The 20,326-nt window shown below is 56.7% G+C and carries 19 protein-coding genes and 1 tRNA gene; 6 read left to right on the top strand and 14 right to left on the bottom strand.

Going from position 1 to position 20,326, the window contains the following annotated elements; genetic code table 11:
* A partial coding sequence (locus CKF42_RS15190; protein ID WP_146239945.1) for an ATP-binding cassette domain-containing protein occupies positions 1-607 on the top strand: 607 nt, incomplete at its 5' end.
* A 156-nt stretch (positions 608-763) separates the two neighbouring features.
* Here CKF42_RS15190 and CKF42_RS15185 read toward each other — a convergent pair.
* A complete protein-coding gene (locus CKF42_RS15185; protein ID WP_111208553.1) occupies positions 764-1,480 on the bottom strand; it encodes a 4'-phosphopantetheinyl transferase in 717 nt (238 codons plus the stop codon).
* Positions 1,481-1,551: 71 nt separating this feature from the next.
* Positions 1,552-1,755, bottom strand: coding sequence for a hypothetical protein (locus CKF42_RS15180; protein WP_009089095.1), 204 nt, complete (start codon positions 1,753-1,755; stop codon positions 1,552-1,554).
* A gap of 481 nt (positions 1,756-2,236) precedes the next feature.
* Between CKF42_RS15180 and CKF42_RS15175 the strand changes: the two genes are divergently transcribed.
* Positions 2,237-2,509 (top strand): hypothetical protein, encoded by a 273-nt coding sequence (locus tag CKF42_RS15175; RefSeq protein WP_111208552.1) that lies wholly within the window; start codon positions 2,237-2,239, stop codon positions 2,507-2,509.
* Positions 2,510-3,153: 644 nt separating this feature from the next.
* Here CKF42_RS15175 and CKF42_RS15170 read toward each other — a convergent pair.
* The 6 genes from CKF42_RS15170 to CKF42_RS15145 all read right to left on the bottom strand — a co-directional run bounded on the left by CKF42_RS15170 (position 3,154) and on the right by CKF42_RS15145 (position 8,580).
* Positions 3,154-3,621, bottom strand: a complete 468-nt coding sequence (locus CKF42_RS15170) for a DUF6392 family protein (RefSeq protein ID WP_111208551.1) — start codon at positions 3,619-3,621, stop codon at positions 3,154-3,156.
* Positions 3,618-5,318 (bottom strand): S-type pyocin domain-containing protein, encoded by a 1,701-nt coding sequence (locus tag CKF42_RS15165; RefSeq protein WP_111208550.1) that lies wholly within the window; start codon positions 5,316-5,318, stop codon positions 3,618-3,620. Before CKF42_RS15165 ends, CKF42_RS15170 begins: the two co-directional genes overlap by 4 nt.
* Before the next feature lie 2 nt (positions 5,319-5,320).
* Complete coding sequence (locus tag CKF42_RS15160) at positions 5,321-5,818, bottom strand: hypothetical protein (RefSeq protein ID WP_111208549.1); 498 nt, start codon at positions 5,816-5,818, stop codon at positions 5,321-5,323.
* A gap of 607 nt (positions 5,819-6,425) precedes the next feature.
* Positions 6,426-6,502: transfer RNA gene (locus CKF42_RS15155), tRNA-Pro, on the bottom strand.
* Positions 6,503-6,575: 73 nt separating this feature from the next.
* Positions 6,576-8,330: an LPS biosynthesis-modulating metalloenzyme YejM gene (yejM, locus tag CKF42_RS15150; protein ID WP_058956728.1), complete on the bottom strand. Its 1,755-nt coding sequence runs from the start codon at positions 8,328-8,330 to the stop codon at positions 6,576-6,578.
* A gap of 22 nt (positions 8,331-8,352) precedes the next feature.
* Entirely contained in the window at positions 8,353-8,580 is a 228-nt protein-coding gene (locus CKF42_RS15145; RefSeq protein ID WP_009089108.1) for a YejL family protein, read from the bottom strand.
* Between the two features lie 158 nt (positions 8,581-8,738).
* Between CKF42_RS15145 and yejK the strand changes: the two genes are divergently transcribed.
* Positions 8,739-9,743 carry a nucleoid-associated protein YejK gene (yejK, locus tag CKF42_RS15140; RefSeq protein ID WP_009089109.1) on the top strand — a complete coding sequence of 335 codons (1,005 nt, stop codon included), beginning with the start codon at positions 8,739-8,741 and terminating at the stop codon, positions 9,741-9,743.
* A 118-nt stretch (positions 9,744-9,861) separates the two neighbouring features.
* On the opposite strand, the gene rplY is transcribed toward yejK, so the two are convergent.
* Both rplY and CKF42_RS15130 read right to left on the bottom strand, forming a co-directional pair.
* The gene (gene rplY / locus CKF42_RS15135; protein WP_058956726.1) at positions 9,862-10,146 is read right to left on the bottom strand and encodes a 50S ribosomal protein L25; all 285 of its coding nucleotides are present in this window, start codon (positions 10,144-10,146) and stop codon (positions 9,862-9,864) included.
* Positions 10,147-10,299: 153 nt separating this feature from the next.
* Positions 10,300-12,054: a DEAD/DEAH box helicase gene (locus CKF42_RS15130; RefSeq protein ID WP_111208554.1), complete on the bottom strand. Its 1,755-nt coding sequence runs from the start codon at positions 12,052-12,054 to the stop codon at positions 10,300-10,302.
* A 155-nt stretch (positions 12,055-12,209) separates the two neighbouring features.
* Here CKF42_RS15130 and rsuA point away from each other — a divergent pair, with 155 nt between their 5' ends.
* The 3 genes from rsuA (at position 12,210) to CKF42_RS15115 (ending at position 14,777) form a co-directional block, all read left to right on the top strand.
* Positions 12,210-12,929: a 16S rRNA pseudouridine(516) synthase RsuA gene (gene rsuA / locus CKF42_RS15125; RefSeq protein WP_058956725.1), complete on the top strand. Its 720-nt coding sequence runs from the start codon at positions 12,210-12,212 to the stop codon at positions 12,927-12,929.
* Between the two features lie 50 nt (positions 12,930-12,979).
* Positions 12,980-14,176 carry a Bcr/CflA family multidrug efflux MFS transporter gene (locus tag CKF42_RS15120; protein ID WP_046102245.1) on the top strand — a complete coding sequence of 399 codons (1,197 nt, stop codon included), beginning with the start codon at positions 12,980-12,982 and terminating at the stop codon, positions 14,174-14,176.
* A gap of 283 nt (positions 14,177-14,459) precedes the next feature.
* Entirely contained in the window at positions 14,460-14,777 is a 318-nt protein-coding gene (locus tag CKF42_RS15115; RefSeq protein ID WP_009089120.1) for a hypothetical protein, read from the top strand.
* Here CKF42_RS15115 and yejF read toward each other — a convergent pair.
* From yejF to CKF42_RS15095, 4 genes are read right to left on the bottom strand one after another with little or no spacing between them, the layout of a single operon-like run.
* On the bottom strand, positions 14,764-16,368 hold the full coding sequence (gene yejF, locus CKF42_RS15110) for a microcin C ABC transporter ATP-binding protein YejF (RefSeq protein WP_111208548.1): 1,605 nt from the start codon (positions 16,366-16,368) through the stop codon (positions 14,764-14,766). The two genes, CKF42_RS15115 and yejF, sit on opposite strands and share 14 nt — an antisense overlap.
* The gene (locus tag CKF42_RS15105; protein ID WP_111208547.1) at positions 16,369-17,391 is read right to left on the bottom strand and encodes an ABC transporter permease; all 1,023 of its coding nucleotides are present in this window, start codon (positions 17,389-17,391) and stop codon (positions 16,369-16,371) included. It lies immediately after the preceding gene.
* On the bottom strand, positions 17,391-18,482 hold the full coding sequence (locus CKF42_RS15100; RefSeq protein ID WP_009089127.1) for a microcin C ABC transporter permease YejB: 1,092 nt from the start codon (positions 18,480-18,482) through the stop codon (positions 17,391-17,393). The genes CKF42_RS15105 and CKF42_RS15100 overlap by 1 nt, the downstream gene beginning before the upstream one ends.
* A gap of 10 nt (positions 18,483-18,492) precedes the next feature.
* Complete coding sequence (locus CKF42_RS15095; RefSeq protein ID WP_111208546.1) at positions 18,493-20,304, bottom strand: extracellular solute-binding protein; 1,812 nt, start codon at positions 20,302-20,304, stop codon at positions 18,493-18,495.
* Between the last annotated feature and the right edge of the window lie 22 nt (positions 20,305-20,326).

Raw genomic sequence — 20,326 nt, 5'->3', positions numbered from 1 at the left:
AGAGCTGGTCTTTCTGATTGGCGGTAACGGCAGCGGGAAATCGACGCTGGCGATGCTGCTGACCGGGCTTTATCAGCCGCAGTCCGGCACGCTGCTGCTGGATGGCCAGCCGATCACGGCAGATGAACTCGATTGCTGGCGCAGTCAGTTCTCGGCGGTGTTTACCGATCTGCACCTGTTTGATCGGCTCATCGGGCGGGAAGGGGTTCCGGCCAATCCGGCGCTGGTTCAGCAGTGGCTGGAGAGGCTGAAGATGCAGGATAAGCTGAAACTTGCCGGTAATAAGGTGCTGAACCTCCGGCTGTCCAAAGGACAGAGCAAGCGCCTGGCACTGCTGCTGGCGGTGGCAGAAGAGCGGGATGTGCTGCTGCTGGATGAGTGGGCGGCCGATCAGGACCCCCATTTCCGTCGCATCTTCTATCGTGAGCTGCTGCCGTGGCTGCAGGAGGCGGGCAAAACGGTATTTGCCATCAGCCATGACGATCACTATTTCATTCACGCTGACCGGCTGCTGGAGATGCGCGAAGGGCAGTTAACCGAGCTGACCGGTAATGAGCGCGACCTCGCCACGCTCGACTCGGTAAAACGCACCGACACCGGCCTTTAGCGGCAGATGGCAAAACTTAGCAAAAAAGCGTATTGGCAGGCCGCGCCTGAAAGCGGTTACTGTAGCGGACAGCAGAAACAGCGGTTTCTGCGATCCTGAAACTTCTTCTTTCGTCTGTGTTTACCCCCGGCTAAGCTGCGTTGTTTAGCCGGTTTTTTAAACCGGATGCACCACCTGCGTTATCACCAGATTCTCACGCCACAAAAATGTCGCCTGTAATAATGTGCCCGCCGGAAATCGCTCGCTGAAGTGCTGAGTCAGCCGCAGCGTGGCGCGCTGTCGGGCACAATCCACCGACACCAGCGCCGCCTGAAGAAAGTCCATCGGCTGATGCAGTTGGGGCCAGAGTGCCTTGTAAACACTCTCTTTCAGAGAGAACAGCAGGGTCGCGGCGGCACTGAAGCTGACCGGCAGCGACCGCAGCAGTTGCTGCTCCTGCGCATTCATCAGCAGCCCGGCCATGTCGTTTGCCGTTGTCTCCGGCATGATCTGTTCAACATCGACCCCGACAGTGCAGGACTGACGCGTTGCCGCGACGACCACAACGCCCGCACTGTGTGACAGCGACGCCTGAATACCCGCTGGCCAGCAGGGAGAGCGATCGGGGGCATTGTTCAGGATAAAGTCAGGGATGCCCAGCTCTGCCATGACCGACCTCACCAGCATCCGGCTGGCCAGATATTCGGCACGACGTTTGCGGACAGCCTGTTGCAGGCGGGCAGGCAGCGTGATGCCCCAGGCAGCAGCCAGTGTGTCATCGTAAGCGTGCGGATTAAAGTGACTCACCGCCAGCAGCGGATCGCTGTGGCTCAGGTGCGAGGAGAGAATAAAGCCGCCTGCAACAGGCGGCAGCGGCAGGTCGGGATAGCGCATGCGGAACCATGATGGATGCCAAAACGGCATTAAATCAGGTGCATGCAAACAGGGCAAGCAGCCTGCCGGGATCAGTCGTTGGGCGGGATGGCAAAACTCTTCAGAGAAACAACAAAATGGTGATGACCTTTGCTGATACGCGCGCCGCGGTCGCACCAGTGGCTTGCCAGGCGAAAGAAATCGTCGCTGCCGATGTCATACGCCAGTTCCACTTTGCTGATGCCTGAGTGCAATAACGTTTCTGCATCTTTCAGGCTCTTTGCTTTAATCGCCATACACATTATCCGTCAGTTTCAGGGGAATTCAGGGTAAGGCGTTTCTGTGACATTTTTGTTTCAGTTTGATGAAAAAGCGTAGCGGGAGGTAATTTCTGTGAGGCGGATCCACCTCTGCTGCAAGCCATAACTGGCTGATTGCAGAGATAATATTAACGGCTGGCAGGATTAATCTGAATATACGAACTGGAACTACGCTGTCAGAAAAAGGCCGCGTCACGCGCGGCCCTGGTGGGTTACTTCTGGTCTGGCGGGGAAGGTTGCTTATCGCCTGACTCAGGTGCTTCTGTTGGATCGTCTTTTTCAATAAAGGTCATAAACTCTCCTCTTGTTACCCACAGGCTGTTAAGTATAGATCGGATTGGCGGGGACGCGAGGAAAGGGGGATTTGATCAAGTCGGCGGCATGAAGCGGCAGGTTTGCTCGCAGGCCCGGTTGTTGTGGGAGGATTAATGTATAACGCCTGGTATGGAGCTCAGAAATGCTAACGGAAAATCAGGCAATTGAAATAGCGAAAGAATATGCGCTGGAAACAGGCTCCGGATGGGATGAGCGTTTTCATGAGGTTAAAAACGCTTTTTTAGACGGTCAATCTGTCTGCGTTGTTTCCACCTCAGACTTAACATATTCTGAAGAACTTCCCTGGATGATGGAAAATATGCCTAATCCAGTGAGATATTACATAGATATGTCCCGCGGTAAGTGTATTGCAGTGGGAGGCAGAGGAGGTGCAATTGTTCGCTTAGACGAGTAAGAATGTGGCGCATGATTCAGAGAGGGGTATCAATTGCACTTGCACAGTAAGGGCCATAAATAAAAAGGGCCAATCTTGCCACGGGAGGGTTTAAATCAGCATTGTAACTATGCTGCCTCAATATCTTCTGGAATCATACCCAAATATCCTGATCGACCAGCATAAGTAAACTGGTGTGCCAGAATTCAGCGTATTTAAATTTTTCCTCCGGAAATCTGCAAGATTAAGTTATCAGAATGAAAAATTTTTCCAGCTATGAAATCAGTAAGTAGTTTCTATCAGGTAAAAATATGGAGGAGCCATATATTCGTACTGATGATGCAAAAACCATCTTTGATAGAATATTAATAAATGGCAATGATTTTTTTCTACTCAGGATTTATCATCAGGTATGCTCGTAAATGCGCCTGATGATGTTCACTAAAGTAACTGTGCTTGGTTTATCGCAATAATTTATCAAGTTCCACGCTTTTCTTTTTACTCTCGCATATTAATTGGCTGTAAATGTTCCTTTTTTGTCCTGCTGGCCTATGTAATCAGCCAATATAAAGTTGCACTTTTCAGTTCAGAAAGTGAACCTGATTTTTTGAAAAAAAAACCGCCGCTTATCACATCTTTTTGGCGGTTAATTGTAGTTTTATAATTTACCAGCGTAGCTCTGACGTTGGAATGAAGGCGACAGATCTGACGTTATCCATAACATCATAGCTGATCTGCATACTGATGGGTAAAGTATATCCTTCTCCTTCGTAAAGATCAGTCCATCCAAAGGCTCTTTTCATAATGACTTTTGGTGGTGCGCTTCTTAATGGAACGCCAAGATTTTCATGCACCCACTGCCGGGACATGTTTTTCTGTAATGGTGACGGCAGTTCATTTGGGAAAACCCAATTACTTACTTTGTCATGCTGAATCCTTAAGACAACGGTCTGTAAAATCCGCCCATCTCGCTTAAAAGATAAATAAACCCCCTCTTTAGCCATATCTAAACTGATTTCGGAGTCACCTGAAAAGCCAGTCGGCGGGGTTTTATAGGGAACAAGATTTGCGGCAAGCAAATCATTATATGATTTTCCAAGGCTATGTATCAACGCTTCTACGTTCACAGTCATTTGTACAATCCCATATCGCTGTTTAACTTGTGTATTTTTGTTCTTGCAGTCTCTATCTGAGCCTCGGTGGCACCCTGATTTATTAACGCGGGTTTAATGGCTTCCAGATTACGATCCACTGCTGCCCGCAAATCTAAAACATCCCTTTTAATCTGCGCCGCATCGTTACGTGTGTTACGTCCACCATAAGTTTCACTAAGTTTCTGATGAATATCTTTGGGAATAATAATTGCAGCCACATTTTGAACAGCCACATCAATATCGTCTGGTAGCATTTCAGGCACATTAGCCTTTAGATACTCACGAACTGCTGCCGCCGATGGCATATGGTCTGCCTCATATTTCCCCTGCCGTGACCGCCGTGTAAAATCACTGTATAGCTCAACCTCCAGAAATTCTACCGGTGGTTTACTCAGATAGATATAAATCGGCGGAATATCCGGATGCGGAAGGATAAGGATGTAATCCGCGAAGCTCTTCTCTTCCGGGGCCGGTGACGTGGTGGACGTAATGCCGGTACTCTCCGGCAGCGGGTCAACGATTACCGGGTTCGGCAGCACCGGCGGCTTCTGGTTGCCGGTGTGTGACGGCGTGTTTACACCGGCATTATCCGGCGTCCAGATGATGGTGATTCGCGGCTCTTCCGTGGTCGTGAACGAGTAAGCCTGATAGCGGCTGTCCCACGTCATTTTGCGCACCCGCACTTTATCCCTGCCCGGCGGCGTGTGCCAGCCGTGCGGCACCGGGTTGCCGCTGCTGTCATTTTCCCAGGTATAACGCACGCGGCTCGGGGCTTCGCTCAGCGATTCCATTCTCCGCCGGTCAAGGTAATCCTGCTCACCGTCATTGAGCCTTCCGGGCATCATCCCCAGCAATACCCCGGCGACTGAGGCACCGGCACCGGCGGTGGCAATCTCAGCGCCGCGAATGGCCCAGGTTCCGTAAGTCAGGGAACGCCCGGCAAGCTGCTCCAGCACACCCGCTCCGGCTGTCGCTGCCTGCGCCCGCGATGCAGCGGCGGCCGTCGTTACCGCCGCCTGATAGTCCATTTCTTCGTAATTGCCGTTCCACCACTTCCATAGTGCGCTGCGCTTTTTCGGCTTCGGGATATCCTGTGGCCCTGCGGGCTTCTTCTTCGCCGTCTGGGCGTGCTGCGGAGCATCAGTATCCGTCGGTGGCAGCGCCCGGAAAAAGCACATGTCAGTAAAGTTGGTGTGGGGTTCGCTCTGCTCTCCGGCATCGTTGCAGCCGTCACCCCGGAGGCAGGATTTCGCAAATACCCGGTTACGCTCCCGCTCATCTGCCCGTCGCTGCGCTGCGGCTTCCTGCTCAGCCTTCAGAGCAGCCAGCATCGCCACATGTTTTTCCTGTGCTATCTGCTCAGGAGAGGGGCCGGAACCCAGCCATTGATCTTTCGGGGCAATAATCCGGTTACTGCCTGGCGGGCAGCCACACCGCACGACAGAGCGATCAACCGCCGCCGCGACGCCGTGCCAGACAGAGTGCGATTCACCGTCAACAATTACCCCATGTTCACCGCACTTCGGACAGGCCGTCGTCGGGTCGCCCACCCGGACAACGGCGCGACCGTGCTCAGTACAGTTCGGCAGGGTGGATAAAATGGTTGCGCCCGTTGTTGTTCTGTCGCCGTGGAGTGCCAGCCCGCGCCCGTAACAGTCAGTCCGGTAGCCACCCATCTTTATTTCTGACCGGCTGTCAGAAAGTCTTCGGGCACCGGTACACCTTTGCGGCCCACCAGCATTCCCTCTGACTGCGGCGTACTGATGATGACGTCACCGTTATCCAGCTCACTGCCAACCAGCGCAACCCCCCGTTCTTTATAAGTATGCCTGCTCCCGGCACTGCTGATAATCCGTGCTGTACTCCCGTCCGGATAGCTTACCGTACAGCCTTCAGTCAGTACGCTGACCCGCTGGCCATTACTGAGGCGATACTTGTATCCCTGATTAGGGGCAGCATTAAACTCAACGCCTGTACCACCGCGCCGGGTCAGACAGCCCGCCACCGCCAGCCGGTAAATGGCGTTAACCGGATGCTGACGACAAAAAGCTGCCTGCTCAGCCACCAGCGCCCGTGCTTCACTGCTCATCTCAGCCAGCTGCTCTGCCGTAAAGGGGGACTGATCCATTGCGGCCAGAAGGGCCGGAGTAAGTTCGTTGGTAAACTGAAGCGTCATTTTAAAATCCCTTTATAAGCCGGAGTAGTTTTCCGTTTCATGCCGCAGCCAATCCAGGCGGAATGATGAACGCGGAAAAATAAAATATTTTCACGCCTGATTAACTAGGCGATCTGACGCAGCGGCGTGCTGATCTTGATCAAGAAGTCGGCGGAGGCAGACGGGGGAGGTTCATGACAGGAACGATGAATTCATTATTTCAGGGCGGGGTGTGATGCAGTTTTCAATCCGGTTCAGTATGTGTTGAATGAGACAAAACAGGCTATTGAGTCAGAACTGATAAAGCATTGCTGCGTTTCTTTTATCCTGATTGCCTCAGATGACCGGCGGCCGGATTCAGTGCATATCAGCATTCCGGCTGATTATCCTCGCGGCGTGATTCGCTGTCAGGTGTCTCCGGATTCCCTCGCGCCTTATTGGGGAATGAATGGTTATAAACCGGAATTTGGGACGATTTTTTAAACCTTAAAATTGTACGTTTACTTGTGCCTTATCTGTAATTGTTCAATTCTGCTAACTACAGATAATAAAAAACCCGCAAACTCAGAGAGAATGCGGGTTTTTTATCGGGTTTCTGTCAGTAACTGATACTGACAGAATATGTATTTGGTCGGCACGAGAGGATTTGAACCTCCGACCCCGGACACCCCATGACCGTGCGCTACCAGGCTGCGCTACGTGCCGAACACTGGAGGATTAGTCTACTGGTTATCGGCATGAATGCAAGACACCAGCTGACTATTTGCCTGATAATTAATCAGTTAGCGATAAATCGCTTCTCCTCAGTTAATACCTGCAACAGCAACGTCAGTTCCGGCTTGTGATCTTTCAGCGCATTGCCCGCGGCATCATAAGCGCGATAGCTGCCGTTGTTGTTGAGCACCAGCGTCACCTGCGGCGTAGTGATCACCAGCTTGTTCTCTTCGCTGCTGGCGACCCAGTCATGGCGACGACGTGCGGCAAACAGATCTTCACCCTGCGAATAGTTCACCGGATTGGTTCGCACATGCAGCAGGCGCTGCATCAGCGTCGTCATCACATCCTGATGATCGGAGAGACGATCAACGGTCTGCGCGGGCGTATCAGGCCAGTGAATCACTAATGGCACCTGCAATGTCTGGCGGTTGCCTGCGCTGTCAGGGTTACCCTCAAGCGCCAGACCGCGCTGCGCGGTGATCACCACCACTGTGTTCTTCAGCAAATCACGCGCCTGCAGGCTGCTCAGAACGGCATGAATCTGCTGATCGACGGCGGGTGCCTGACGCAGATAACTGCGCTGACGGGCTTTGGCGCTGTCGCCGGTGACGTCAGGGCCGTTCAGCGCGATCCAGGAGAACCAGGGCGCCTGGGAACCTGTCTGCTTCTCCAGCCAGTTCTGCCATTGCGCGACGGTGCTGGCGTTCGGCTGGCTGGTCATCGCCGGCAGTGAATAGTCGGTCAGCAGCGCCTGTCGGTAGAGCGGCGGATTAAAGCCCTCAGAGGAGAACAGGCCAAACTGATAACCCTGCGTGCTCAGCGCGCCCAGCAGGGCAGACGGCGTACGGGATGCCAGAATACCGTTCATGTAGCTGGAGGAGATGCCGTAGAAGAGGCCAAACAACCCTTTCTCCGGGGTATCTCCGGCGCTGTAGTGCTGCGTGAAACGCACGTTTTCGCTGGCAAACTGATTGAGTTGCGGCAGCGCACTGGCCATCGTGGCGTTATTCAGGCCATCCACGGTCAGCACCAGCAGGTTATTGCGTGTACCGCCATCGCGGAAGGTAATGTCGCTCAGCGGATACTCCACCGCCAGCGCTTCCGGGTCGCCCTGCTGAACCAGGCGACGCTGATACTCCTGCGCATCCAGCAGACCGTGACGCTCCAGGAAACGGCGGGCGGTCATCGGATAGGAGAGCGGCAGGTTAGCGCGCTGCATGGTTATCGGGCGATAGAAGTTGGCATCAGCCCAGATATACATCAGGTGGCTGGCAAAGAAGGCGCTGATAAACAGGGCCGCGAGCGGCTTACCAAACGACCGGCGATTCAGGCTGCGCAGTTTCTGCCAGCTCCAGGTCGCAAACAGCATCTCGACCAGGAAAATCAGCGGCACGCTGATAAACATCAGCTGCCAGTCGCGCGCCATCTCGCTCTGATCGGGGTTAATCACCAGCTCCCACACCACCGGGTTCAGGTGAAGGTGGAAGCGGCTGAACACCGCGCTGTCGACCATGACCAGCGTCAGACCTGCGGTGGCGACCACCGCGGACACTACCCGCATCAGCCGTTGCGACATCACCACAAACGTCAGCGGGAAGATGATCAGCAGATAGGCGGCAAAAACGATAAAACTGAAGTGGCCAACCCAGCTGGTATAGGCGTAGATACGCCCCGCCAGTGAAGAAGGCCAGTCGGCGACCAACAGGTAGCGACTGCCTAAAATCAGCGCGAATAAGATATTAAACAGAGCAAACCAGTGCCCCCAGCTAATCATCTGGGAGACTTTTTCGCGGTAGCGCTGCCGGTTGGTTACCATATTATAAAATCAAATCAGCCAATTAGTGAGCGTTGTCGTCACGCACTGACGCCTGCAGGGCATCGGCGAAAGATCGGGCCAGAGAGCGACGCTGCGCCGGGGCAACATCGCTGTTAATCAGGTTAGTCACCATATTGCCCAGGACCATCAGGGAGAGGTCGGTGGGGGCCTTATCCTTCTGCAGGATTTGGGCCATTTCCGCGAGGAGTTGTTCCACGCGTTCGTCGCTGTAACGGGATGATTGTGGCATAAGGTCGTCTGAGCTCATTTCAAAAGGCGATATAGTACCGGAACAGCGTACTTTTTTCCGCAATTTTATCGAAAGTACCGCGTCCGCTTTACGTATGGAGTTGAAAGCCGATGCCGGCGGTGTTTGAATACGCGCCTGAGCTAAAAGGAGAGTCTACCATGAGTCTGGATATCGACCAGATTGCCCTGCATCAGTTAATCAAACGCGATGAAAACCAGCTTGAGCTGGCGCTGCGCGATTCGCTGCTGCCTGCCACCAACACGGTCAACGCGATGGTGGAGGAGTTACACCGGGTTTACAGCGCAAAAAGCAAAGCCTACGGCCTGTTTAATGCAGAGAGTGAACTGGCAGAAGCGCTGCGTAATTGTCGTAAGGGCAACGATGATTTTCTCGCCTTTAGCCGTGCCGCCACCGGCCGTCTGCGTGACGAACTGGCGAAGTATCCGTTCGCCGAAAGCGGCGTGGTGCTGTTTATTCACTACCGCTATCTGGCCGTAGACTATCTGCTGATCGCCGTGCTGAACAGCCAGTCCAGCATGCGCGTCAACGAGCAGATGGATATCAGCAGCACCCACTATCTCGACATCAATCATGCGGACATCGTCGCGCGCATCGATTTAACCGAGTGGGAAACCAACCCGGAATCGACCCGCTATCTGACCTTCCTGCGCGGCCGCGTCGGACGTAAAGTGGCTGACTTCTTCATGGACTTCCTCGGTGCCGAAGTGGGATTAGACACCAAGGCGCAGAACCGCGGACTGTTGCAGGCGGTGGATGACTACTGCAATGAATCCGGGCTGGATAAGCAGGAGCGGCAGAATTATCGCCAGCAGGTCTACAGCTACTGCAACGAGCAGCTGCAGGCGGGCGAAGAGATTGCGCTGGAAGATCTGTCAGGCGAACTGCCACCGGTGGGTGAAAAAACCTTTCAGGCCTTTACCCAGGAGCAGGGCTACGAACTTGAAGAGAGCTTCCCGGCGGATCGCAGCACGCTGCGCCAGCTGACGAAGTTTGCCGGCAGCGGCGGGGGACTGACCCTGAACTTCGACGCCATGTTACTGGGCGAGCGTATTTTCTGGGACCCGGCAACGGACACCCTGACAATCAAAGGCACGCCACCCAATCTGCGTGACCAGCTACAGCGCCGCACCAGCAGCAAATAAAAAAGCCGGGCTCAGCCCGGCTTTTTTGACGCTGCGTGGTGATAACCTTTGGCAGCGACAGACAAAATAAAAGGGCCGGTTTCGCAACCGGCCCTTCTACGTTCAACAAGGCTCGCGATTACGCGCGAACGAAGTCGATGTGAAACAGTTTTGGCTTGAACGGGTGACGCTGAACAGCCTGAACTTTCACTTTGGTTTCTTTACCGTCAACAACCAGGGTCAGCACTTCTTCGTAGAAACCTGGTTTTACCTGCAGGTTCATTACGGAGTCGTGATCCAGGTCGATGGCAACAGCCGCTTCAGAACCACCGTAGATGATGGCCGGGAAACGGTTTGCTGTACGCAGGCGGCGGCTCGCACCCTTACCCTGCTCTTTACGTTCTACTGCATTGATAGTGAACATTAATACGTCTCTTTATTTAATTCCTGCTACAGGCGACCCAGTAACAGGCAGGTTATTCAATTCCGCTGATGCACATGCAAAAGCGGGCGGCAGTATAGCGGTTATCCCTGCCGGGAGCAAACGATATAGCCGCCTGCCAGCGGTGCATCCGCGTCAGCGCAGCTCATTCGCGCGGCGGTAGCGGCCCTGATAATCAAACATCTTTTCACGAATCTGCCAGAACTGGCCTTTGGCCCTGGCCACCACAAAATCGGGATGACGCAACAGCGGCTGCAGCGCCAGCACGTCGGCGGCGGTCTGCCAGCCAAGCGGTACGCCGGGTGCGCGCTGATGCGGGCGCATAAAGAGCTGCTCAAACGCTTTCCGCTGCGCGGGCGTCTGCAGCCGGAAACGTTCGCTGACGCTGGTGCCATCCTCGTCATGGTAGGTCGCTTTGAGCCACTCACCTTTGGCATCCGATCCCTGTTCCAGCGTCATGCCAGCACAGCGCAGCACCAGTGCATCCTTGAGTTTCAGTGCCGCTTTGAGCATATCGTCGGGATCGACCAGCACTTTATCGCACTGGTGACAGCGCCGGGCGGCGATATCATTTTCCGCGCCGCAGTCGGGACAGCTCTTAAAGCGGAAGCGATAGTCGCACTGTTCGCGTTCTCCCTCATCATCTTCCAGCACCCCCTGGCAGCGCCGGCCAAAATGTTCGATGACCATGCCATCTTCGGTCGCCTTGCCCCAGAAGGTGTTGGCAAAGCCGCAGGCGGGGCAGAAAACCTGCACCGGCTGATTGTCGCTGGCCCCTTTCGGCGCGCCGACTTCCGGCGTGAAGAGGTCGTGGGGATTACCGGCATAATCCAGGATCAGGCAGTCGCGCTTACCGGGCGAGAGCCGCAGGCCGCGGCCGACGATTTGCTGATAGAGGCTGACCGACTCGGTCGGGCGCAGTATCGCAATCAGGTCAACGTGCGGCGCATCAAAGCCGGTAGTCAGTACCGCTACGTTCACCAGGAATTTCAGCTGCTGTGCTTTAAATGCCAGGATCAGGGCATCACGTTCACGGGCGGGCGTTTCGGCGGAGACCAGCGCGCTGTTTTCGGGCAGCAGCTGCAGGATTTCACGCGCATGATCCACGGTGGAAGCGAAGATCATCACCCCCAGCCGATCCTCAGCGAACTCCACAATCTGACGAATGATATGGGGCGTTACGCGCTGCTGCTGTTTCAGTTCACGATTCAGATCGGCTTCGCTGAACAGGCCGTTCGACTGCGCCGTCAGGCGGCTGAAGTCATACTGCACCACCGGCATATCCAGCCGCTCCGGCGGCACCAGGAACTGATGCTTGATCATGTAACGCAGCGGCAGTTCATAGATGCAGTCGCGGAACAGCGATTTCTCGTCGCCCCGCACCATGCCGTGATAGTGGAACTGATAGATCCAGCCTTTGCCCAGCCGGAACGGCGTGGCGGTCAGGCCAAGTAAACGGAGCTGAGGATTGTGCTGGCGCAGATGACTGAAGATCTGCTGATACTGGCTCTCTTTGTCATCGCCGATGCGATGGCACTCGTCGACAATCACCAGTGAAAAGGCGCTGTCGAACTGTTCGAGGTTACGCGCGATGGACTGCACGCTGCCAAATACCACTTTGCGCTGACTCTCTTTGCGCTGCAGTCCGGCGGCAAAGATGTCCGCCTCCAGCCCGTACGCTTCATATTTGCTGTGGTTCTGTGCCACCAGCTCTTTGACGTGCGCCAGCACCAGCACCCGGCCACGCGCCAGCCGTGCCAGCTCGGCGATCACCAGGCTCTTCCCGGCGCCGGTGGGCAGTACGATCACTGCAGGTTCCTGACGACGACGGAAATGCGCAACGGTGGCATTAACCGCATCCTGCTGATAGGGGCGTAAGGTAAAAGACATGGCGCTCACTTTTGCAAAACTGGCGGCAATTATGCCATGAAAGTCCGGTAAACGCGCTGTCAGGCGGACGCAGATCACGTTATACTTCCCGCACATTTTCAACGGTTAACCAGGCCGTTTCAGATTCCCTCCGCAGTAACAGGCAAAACGAATTCATGCGACTCGACAAATTCATCTCTCAGCAACTGGAAATCAGCCGCGCCATCGCTCATCGCGAAATCCGCGGCCAGCGTGTCACCGTGAACGGGGAGATCGTGCGCGATACCGCGTTTAAACTGCTGCCCGACCACGAGGTCGCCTATGACGGCAACGTGCTGCAGATGCTCACCGGTCCACGCTACTTTATGCTGAACAAACCACAGGGTTACGTCTGCTCAACCGACGATCCCGATCATCCCACCATCCTCTATTTCCTCGAAGAGCCGATGTCTTTCAAACTACACGCAGCAGGGCGTCTCGATATCGACACCACCGGACTGGTGCTGATGACGGATGATGGTCAGTGGTCACACCGGATTACCTCGCCGCGTCATCACTGCGAGAAAACCTATCGCGTCACACTGGAATCGCCGGTCAGTGACGATACGGCCGCGCAGTTTACGGCGGGCGTACAGCTGCACAATGAGAAGAGCCTGACCAAACCGGCACAGCTGGAAGTAATCACGCCGACCGAAGTACTGCTGACCCTGAGCGAAGGGCGTTATCACCAGGTGAAACGGATGTTTGCGGCGGTCGGCAATCGGGTGGTTGAGCTGCATCGTGAGCGCATTGGCGACATCGTGCTGGATGCCGATCTGGAACCGGGCGAATACCGGCCGCTGACGGAAGAAGAGATCGCCAGTATTGGTCTGCCAAAAGAGTTACAGGCTAAATAAGCGGACGGGCTGCCAGCAGCCCGTGCCAGTCCCACAGGGCAGGAGAAGGTGTGCGTAAGGAAAAGAATTCGCCAACAGGTCTGGTCGTCATCCTCGGTCTGTTAGCCATGCTGATGCCATTGTCGATCGACATGTATCTGCCTGCCATGCCGCAGATTGCGCGTGAGTTTGGCGTGTCGGCGGGTAGCGTGCAGATGTCGCTGAATCTCTACATTCTGGGGTTCGCGATCGGGCAGCTCATCTATGGGCCGCTGGCGGACAGCTACGGCCGCAAGCCGGTGATTGCGCTTGGCACGCTGATCTTTGCCTGCGCCGCCGCGGCCTGTGCGTTGTCACAAAGCATTGATCAGCTGATTACCATGCGCTTTCTGCATGGGCTCTCGGCTGCGGCCGCCAGCGTGGTGATCAACGCCCTGATGCGCGACAGTTACTCGAAAGAGGACTTTTCGCGCATGATGTCCTTCGTGATGCTGATCACCACCATTGCGCCGCTGCTGGCGCCGATTATCGGCGGCTGGCTGCTGGTGCTCTGGAGCTGGCACGCCATCTTCTGGGCGCTGTCGGGCGCGGCATTAGTCACCACACTGCTGGTGACCACGCAGATCCGCGAAACCCTGAAGCCGGAGCAGCGCCAGCGGTTCCATCTGCGCACCACGCTGGGTAATTTCGTCACGCTGTTTCGTCACAAACGGGCCTTCAGTTATATGCTGGCGAGCGGCTTCTCCTTTGCCGGTCTCTTCACCTTTCTTAACGCCGGTCCCTTTGTTTATATCGAACTCAATCACGTTTCACCGCAAAACTTCGGCTACTACTTTGGCCTTAACGTGGTGTTTCTCTTCGTGCTGACCCTGATTAACAGCAGGGCCGTGCGCCGCTTTGGCCCGGTCGCGATGTTCCGGCTGGGGTTGCTGATCCAGTTCTCTATGGGGATCTGGCTGCTGCTGGTCAGCGCCTTTGACCTGGGCTTTTTGCCGCTGGTGCTGGGTGTCGCACTGTTTATCGGCTGTGTGTCGATCGTCTCATCCAATGCGATGGCGGTGATCCTCGATGCGTTCCCGCATATGGCGGGCACGGCCTCCTCTCTGGCGGGCACCCTGCGTTTTGGCGTCGGGGCTTTTGTGGGGGCGCTGCTGTCGCTGATGAGTTTCAACAGCGCCTGGCCGATGGTGGGCACCATCGCGCTGTGCGCGACGATTTCCCTGCTGCTCTTTTTCTACGCGTCACGTCCCCATCCTGCGTCCCGCTAGCCGGGCGCAGGAGTTTTCCCCCGTTACCGCTGGCTCTGTTAGCGGCCTTTCTGGTTATGTTTCTTTATTGTGAAAATCTTTAGCTAAAAAAGTAATCATATTGCGTCTAAAATGATTGTTAACGGCGTGTGAACGCGGTACATATAGCCAGAAGTGCGATGCGAGTCGCAAAAAATGCGCGCGGGCAGACGATTAACACTCGTCCGGACTCAGCGGTTGTCGGTCAGCTTTCAGCGTCGGTTGCTGTGTGTTGCGACATAAACTCATTCGGGGAGAGTAAACGATGCTGCAACTTTCAATTGTGCATCGCCTGCCGCAGCGTTTCCGCTGGGCCAGCGATCGCCACAGTGCTATTGAGCCTGATGAAGCCCTGGATGACCAGGAGTTCGTGGCGCTGCGTCTGATCAGCCACGATGGCATTCCGGCGTGGGAAATCCTGCAGCAGTTAAAAGAGGTGCTGGCAGAGATTCAGGTCGACTGTAAAGTGGCCGAATGTGAAGGGCAGCCCTGCCTGTTCATTCAGCGCCGTGACGAGAGTGCCACTAACTGCTGCCTGAAAAATCAGGGCGTGGCGATTGCCGAAACCTTTAACGCAGGCTGAGCCGGGACGACTGCAGCAGCTCGCGGGTGTAGTCGTTCTCAGGTGAAGCAAACAACTTTTCACACTCTCCCTGTTCTGCCACTTCCCCCTGACGCAGCACGATAAGCTGGTGACACAGGGATCGAACCACATCGAGATCGTGACTGATAAACAGATAGCTGAGCTGGCGCTGCTGCTGCAGACGACGTAGCAGCGTCAGGATCTGTTTCTGCACCGTGCGGTCCAGCGAGGAGGTCGGTTCGTCCAGCACCAGCAGTTCCGGTTCCAGAATCAGCGCCCGCGCGATGGCGATACGCTGTCGCTGACCCCCCGAAAATTCGGCCGGATAGCGGTGGCGGCTTTCCGGGTCGAGTCCCACCTCTTCCATCACCGCGATGACGCGCTGCTCCTGTTCTGCCCGGCCGATAGCGGGCAGATGTACCGCCATGCCTTCGGCAATAATCTGCTGCACCGTCATCCGCGGATTCAGGGAGGAGTTGGGGTCCTGAAACACGACCTGAATGCGCTGGCGCAGCGGCAGCAGTTGCCGGCGCGTCAGCTGATGCAGCGGCTGACCATCAAACCAGACTTGCCCGCGCGAGCGAATCAGCCGCAGCAGCGCCAGCCCGGTGGTGCTTTTGCCCGAACCGGACTCGCCGACCAGGCCCAGGCTTTCGCCGCGCCGCAGGGTAAAACTCAGCCCGGCGAGTATGAGCTTTTCGGCCGCCTGCCGCCGGAACAGGCCGCGCCGCAGCGGAAAACTGACCTGAAGCTGTTCGACCCGAAGTATCACCGCGGCGTCCGCAGGCAGCGGCAGCCCGGTTCCTTCCGGTTCGGCGGCCAGTAACTGCTGGCTGTAGGGATGCTGCGGCTGGTCCAGCAGGGCCTGGCTTCGGTTCTGTTCCACGATGCGACCCTGGCGCATCACGCTGACGCTATCCGCCAGCTGGCGCACAATATTCAGGTTATGAGTGATAAACAGCATGCCCATGTTCATCTCCCGCTGCAGTTCGCGGAGCAGCTTCAGGATCTGTGCCTGCACCGTCACATCCAGCGCGGTGGTCGGCTCATCGGCGATCAGCAGCTGGGGTTCGGTCAGCAGTGCCATGGCGATCATCACGCGCTGGCGTTCGCCGCCGGAGAGCTGGTGCGGAAAATCGTTGAGCCGGGCGGCAGGCTGCCGGATGCCGACCCGATCGAGCACGCTGAGTATCTCTCCGCGGGCCGCCGGACGACGCAGTCCGCGATGCAGCGAGAGCACTTCAAACAGCTGCTTTTCTACGGTGTGCAGCGGATTGAGCGACACCATCGGCTCCTGAAAAATCATCGCCATCTGATTGCCGCGAAGGGCACGCAGCCGCGCCTCCGGGGCGCGCAGCAGATCTTCACCCTGAAACAGGATCTCGCCCCGGGGATAAACCACCGACGCCTCATGCAGCAGTCGCATCACCGACAGCGCCGTCACGCTCTTGCCGGAGCCTGACTCGCCTACCAGCGCCAGGGTTTCGCCTGCATTGATGCGCAGGGAGAGATCCTCCACCACCGGGCGAAGCGCATCGCCCTGACGAAAGGCAATCGAAAGATCATTGATGGCCAGTAAGGGTGTCGTCATTCAGACTCCTTTGCCCGGATCGAAGGCATCGCGCACCGCTTCGCCAATAAAAATCAGCAGCGAAAGCAGGATCGCGAGCGTGAAAAAGCCTGCCAGGCCTAACCATGGCGCCTGCAGGTTGTTTTTGCCCTGCAGCAGCAGCTCCCCCAGCGAGGGCGAGCCCAGCGGCAGACCAAAGCCGAGAAAGTCGAGTGAGGTGAGGGTGGTGATCGACCCACACAAAATAAATGGCAGAAAGGTCAGAGTCGCCACCATGGCGTTAGGCAGCATATGGCGCAGCATAATCCGGCCGTCGCTGACGCCAAGGGCCTGCGCCGCGCGAATGTAATCGAAGTTACGGGTGCGCAGAAACTCGGCCCGCACCACGCTGACCAGACTCATCCAGCCGAAGGCGACGGTGACCAGCAGCAGCCACCAGAAGCCGGGCTGGATCACGCTGGAGAGTAAAATCAGCAGAAACAGCGCGGGCATGCCGGACCAGACTTCAACCAGCCGCTGCCCGATCAGATCGATCCTGCCGCCGAAATAGCCCTGCACCGCGCCGACCACAATGCCAATTACGCTGGAGAAGAGCGTCAGCAGCAGACCGAACAGCAGCGAGATACGCGTGCCATAAAGCAGCCGTGCCAGCACGTCGCCCCCGTTGGCGTCGGTGCCAAGCCAGTTCTGTGCCGACGGCGGAGAGGGGAAGGGCTCCTGGGTCGCAAAATTGAGGGTGCTGTCGCTGAAGCGAATCGGCGCCCACAGGGCCCAGCCCTGCCGGGCAATGCGCTGCTGCAGCCACGGGTCCTGATAATCGGCGGCGGTCGGCAGCACGCCGCCATAGTCCGTTTCGCTGTAGTTAAACAGCAGTGGCAGCATCCAGCGCTGCTGGTAATGCACCAGCAGCGGCTTTTCATTGGCAATCAGCTCGGCACCCAGCGACAGCAGAAAAAGGACCAGAAAGATCCACAGCGACCAGTAGCCGCGCCGGTTATGGCGAAAGCGCTGCCAGCGCTGCTGAGTGAGGGGAGAAAGCGGCATCAATGGCTCCTGAAATCGATGCGCGGATCGACCAGCGTATAGGTCAGATCGCTGAGAATGTTCATCAGTAACCCGATCAGGGTAAAAATATAGAGCGTGCCAAACATGACCGGGTAGTCGCGTTGCAGGGTGGCGTCATAGCCGAGCAGCCCCAGCCCGTTCAGGGAGAACATTACCTCGATCAGCACGGAACTGGTAAAGAACATGCTGATAAAGGTGGCAGGAAAGCTGGCGATGACCAGCAGCATCGCATTGCGAAACACATGATGATAGAGAATACGCCGCTCCGGCACCCCTTTGGCGCGCGCGGTCACCACATAGAGTTTGCGGATCTCATCCAGAAACGCGTTTTTCGTCAGCATCGTCAGCGTGGCGAAGCCGCCGATCACCGTCGCCAGCACCGGCAGTGCGATGTGCCAGAAGTAATCCAGCACCTGACCATACCAGGGCAGCGTGTCGTGCTGCGCAGAGGTGAGCCCGCGCAGCGGAAACCAGTCCAGATAGCTGCCCCCGGCAAACAGCACGATCAGCATGATGCCGAACAGGAAAGCCGGAACGGAGTAGCCCACAATAATCAGGGCGCTGCTCCAGATATCAAACGCAGAGCCGTTGCGCACCGCCTTGCGGATACCCAGCGGGATCGAGACCAGATAGATAATCAGGGTGCTCCATAACCCCAGACTGATCGAAACCGGCAGGCTCTCTTTGATCAGCCCCACCACTGAGGCGCTGCGAAACAGGCTGTCGCCAAAATCGAAGCGCAGATAGTTCCACAGCATCTCGCCGTAGCGCTGCCACAGGGGTTTATCGAATCCGTAGCGCTGTTTGATCTCTGCAATTACCTCCGGGTCCAGCCCGCGTGCGCCCCGGTACTGATTGTCGGCGGGATTGAGATGACTGCGCGTGGCATGTGAACCGGCGCTGTCGGCGCCGCTGCCGGGCAGGCCGGTTGTCTGACCAAACTCAATATTTGCCAGCGCCTGATCGACCGGTCCGCCGGGGGCGATTTGCACGATAAAGAAGTTCAGCGTGATGATCGCCCACAGCGTCGGAACGATCAGCAGGACTCTGCGCAGAAAGTAAGCGGCCAACGGTGTCTCCTTAGCGTTTACTGGCCGGCAGGCGTCCGGCTTTGTGTGCGTCGTACCACCAGCTATCCAGACCGGTACTGTAGGCAGGCTTGCGGGCGGGATGGGAAAACTTATCCCAGTAAGCCAGCCGCTGCTCTGCGTTGTACCACATCGGGATCATATAGGCATTCCACAGCAGTACCCGATCCAGTGACTGCGCCAGCGGCCGCAGCGCAGCGGAATCGCCCTGGTGCGCCACGATCTGCTGCACGAAGTGGTCAACGACAGGATCTTTCACCCGCGCGGTATTCCAGGAGGAGCTGATGTAGTCCGACTGCCACAGGATCTGCAGGCTGGAGGTAGGGATCGGCATCGCCTGATAGAGGGTGGCGATCATGTCATAGTCGCCTTCACGCCAGCGCCGCAGATATTGCGAGCTGTCGACCTGCCGCAGGTTCAGGGTGATGCCGAGCCGCGAGAGCGCATGCTGGAACGGCAGTGCCCACTCCGTACTGGTACCGCCGCGCAGCAGCAGCAGCTCAACGGTGAACGGCTGACCGGTTTTGTCATTGACCAGACGCTGATCCTTAATCTGCCAGCCCGCCTCTTTCAGCAGCGCGTATGCTTTTAACAGGCTGGCGCGGTCGTAGCCACTGCCATCGCTCGCCGGAGGCTGGTAGGGCTGAGTGAACAGTCCGGCGGGCAACTGCGCGCGCCACGGTGCCAGCAGGGCCCGCTGTTCCGCATCAGGCGCACCCTGAGCAGCATACTCTGTGTTCTGGAAGTAGCTGCTGGCGCGCTGCCAGGCACCGTAATAGAGCGCCTTATTCATCCAGTTAAAATCGAACATCAGTGAAAAAGCCTGGCGCACGCGACGGTCATGGAACAGCGGTTTCTCATTGTTAAACGCCAGCCAGCGGGTATCAGTAGCGGCCTCGTTGGGCGTGGTCTGCTTCACTATATCGCCCTCGTCGAAGGCGCGGCCGCGATACTGGGTGGCCCATTTCTTCGCTGAGACCTCCTCACGCCAGTCGTAAGCCCCCGCTTTAAAGGCTTCGAACGCCACGTTGTCATCCAGATAGTAGTCGTAGCGCATCCGATCAAAATTGAAGCGCCCGCGATTCACCGGCAGATCGGCGGCCCAGTAATCTTTGACCCGGCTGAACTCAATAAACTGACCCAGCTTCCAGCGGCTGATGCGATAGGGCCCGCTGGAGAGCGGCGGGGCGCTCAGCGGCTCATTAAACTGCTTATCTTTCCAGAATGACGCCGGGATGACCGGCAGCGTCAGCAAGCCCATCAACAGATCTCTGTCCGGTTTGGTGGCGTCGATGCGCACCGTAAGATCGTTCAGCGCGGTCACCGTCACGCCGCGATAGGCCACACGGAACTGAGGCACGCCTTCGGTCATAAACTTCTGAAAGCTGAAAGCCACATCGCGGGCCGTAATCGGTGAGCCATCGTGAAAGCGGGCGCGGGGATTCAGGTGAATCTCAGTCCACGAAAAATCGCTGGCGTAGCGCGCCGACAGGGCGATCAGCGGGTAGTAGCTACCCGGCTCGTCGTCTGAACTGGTGTAGAGCCCATCATAAAGCGCACCGGTATTGATACCCGGATTGCCGCGCGAGGCGTAGCGGTTGAAGTTGTCGTAGGTGCCAATAACCGCCAGGGTGATGCTGCCGCCTTTGGGCGCATCGGGATCGGCATACTCATAGTGGCTGAAGCCGGGCGGATATTTCGCTTCCCCGGCCTGAGTAAAAGCGTAACTTTGCAGAACGGAGGCGGCCAGCAGCGGGGCGCTGAGTAGGGCACCTGTCAGCAGAAGTCCAGCGCGAAGCAGCATAGCGAATGCCCTCTCCAGTAAG

It is taken from the genome of Pantoea sp. ARC270, from assembly GCF_003236725.1.
Lineage (GTDB): Bacteria > Pseudomonadota > Gammaproteobacteria > Enterobacterales > Enterobacteriaceae > Pantoea > Pantoea anthophila.
Note: the sequence above shows the minus strand (reverse complement) of the source record. Positions and strands in the feature narration are given on the sequence as shown.

Excerpts from the sequence above, each read along its gene's own strand:
- CKF42_RS15185 (WP_111208553.1), bottom strand. The coding sequence starts at position 1,480 with ATGCGCTATCCCGACCTGCCGCTGCCGCCTGTTGCAGGCGGCTTTATT.
- CKF42_RS15180 (WP_009089095.1), bottom strand. The coding sequence starts at position 1,755 with ATGGCGATTAAAGCAAAGAGCCTGAAAGATGCAGAAACGTTATTGCAC.
- CKF42_RS15175 (WP_111208552.1), top strand. The coding sequence starts at position 2,237 with ATGCTAACGGAAAATCAGGCAATTGAAATAGCGAAAGAATATGCGCTG.
- CKF42_RS15170 (WP_111208551.1), bottom strand. The coding sequence starts at position 3,621 with ATGACTGTGAACGTAGAAGCGTTGATACATAGCCTTGGAAAATCATAT.
- CKF42_RS15165 (WP_111208550.1), bottom strand. The coding sequence starts at position 5,318 with ATGGGTGGCTACCGGACTGACTGTTACGGGCGCGGGCTGGCACTCCAC.
- CKF42_RS15160 (WP_111208549.1), bottom strand. The coding sequence starts at position 5,818 with ATGACGCTTCAGTTTACCAACGAACTTACTCCGGCCCTTCTGGCCGCA.
- yejM (WP_058956728.1), bottom strand. The coding sequence starts at position 8,330 with ATGGTAACCAACCGGCAGCGCTACCGCGAAAAAGTCTCCCAGATGATT.
- CKF42_RS15145 (WP_009089108.1), bottom strand. The coding sequence starts at position 8,580 with ATGCCACAATCATCCCGTTACAGCGACGAACGCGTGGAACAACTCCTC.
- yejK (WP_009089109.1), top strand. The coding sequence starts at position 8,739 with ATGAGTCTGGATATCGACCAGATTGCCCTGCATCAGTTAATCAAACGC.
- rplY (WP_058956726.1), bottom strand. The coding sequence starts at position 10,146 with ATGTTCACTATCAATGCAGTAGAACGTAAAGAGCAGGGTAAGGGTGCG.
- CKF42_RS15130 (WP_111208554.1), bottom strand. The coding sequence starts at position 12,054 with ATGTCTTTTACCTTACGCCCCTATCAGCAGGATGCGGTTAATGCCACC.
- rsuA (WP_058956725.1), top strand. The coding sequence starts at position 12,210 with ATGCGACTCGACAAATTCATCTCTCAGCAACTGGAAATCAGCCGCGCC.
- CKF42_RS15115 (WP_009089120.1), top strand. The coding sequence starts at position 14,460 with ATGCTGCAACTTTCAATTGTGCATCGCCTGCCGCAGCGTTTCCGCTGG.
- yejF (WP_111208548.1), bottom strand. The coding sequence starts at position 16,368 with ATGACGACACCCTTACTGGCCATCAATGATCTTTCGATTGCCTTTCGT.
- CKF42_RS15105 (WP_111208547.1), bottom strand. The coding sequence starts at position 17,391 with ATGCCGCTTTCTCCCCTCACTCAGCAGCGCTGGCAGCGCTTTCGCCAT.
- CKF42_RS15095 (WP_111208546.1), bottom strand. The coding sequence starts at position 20,304 with ATGCTGCTTCGCGCTGGACTTCTGCTGACAGGTGCCCTACTCAGCGCC.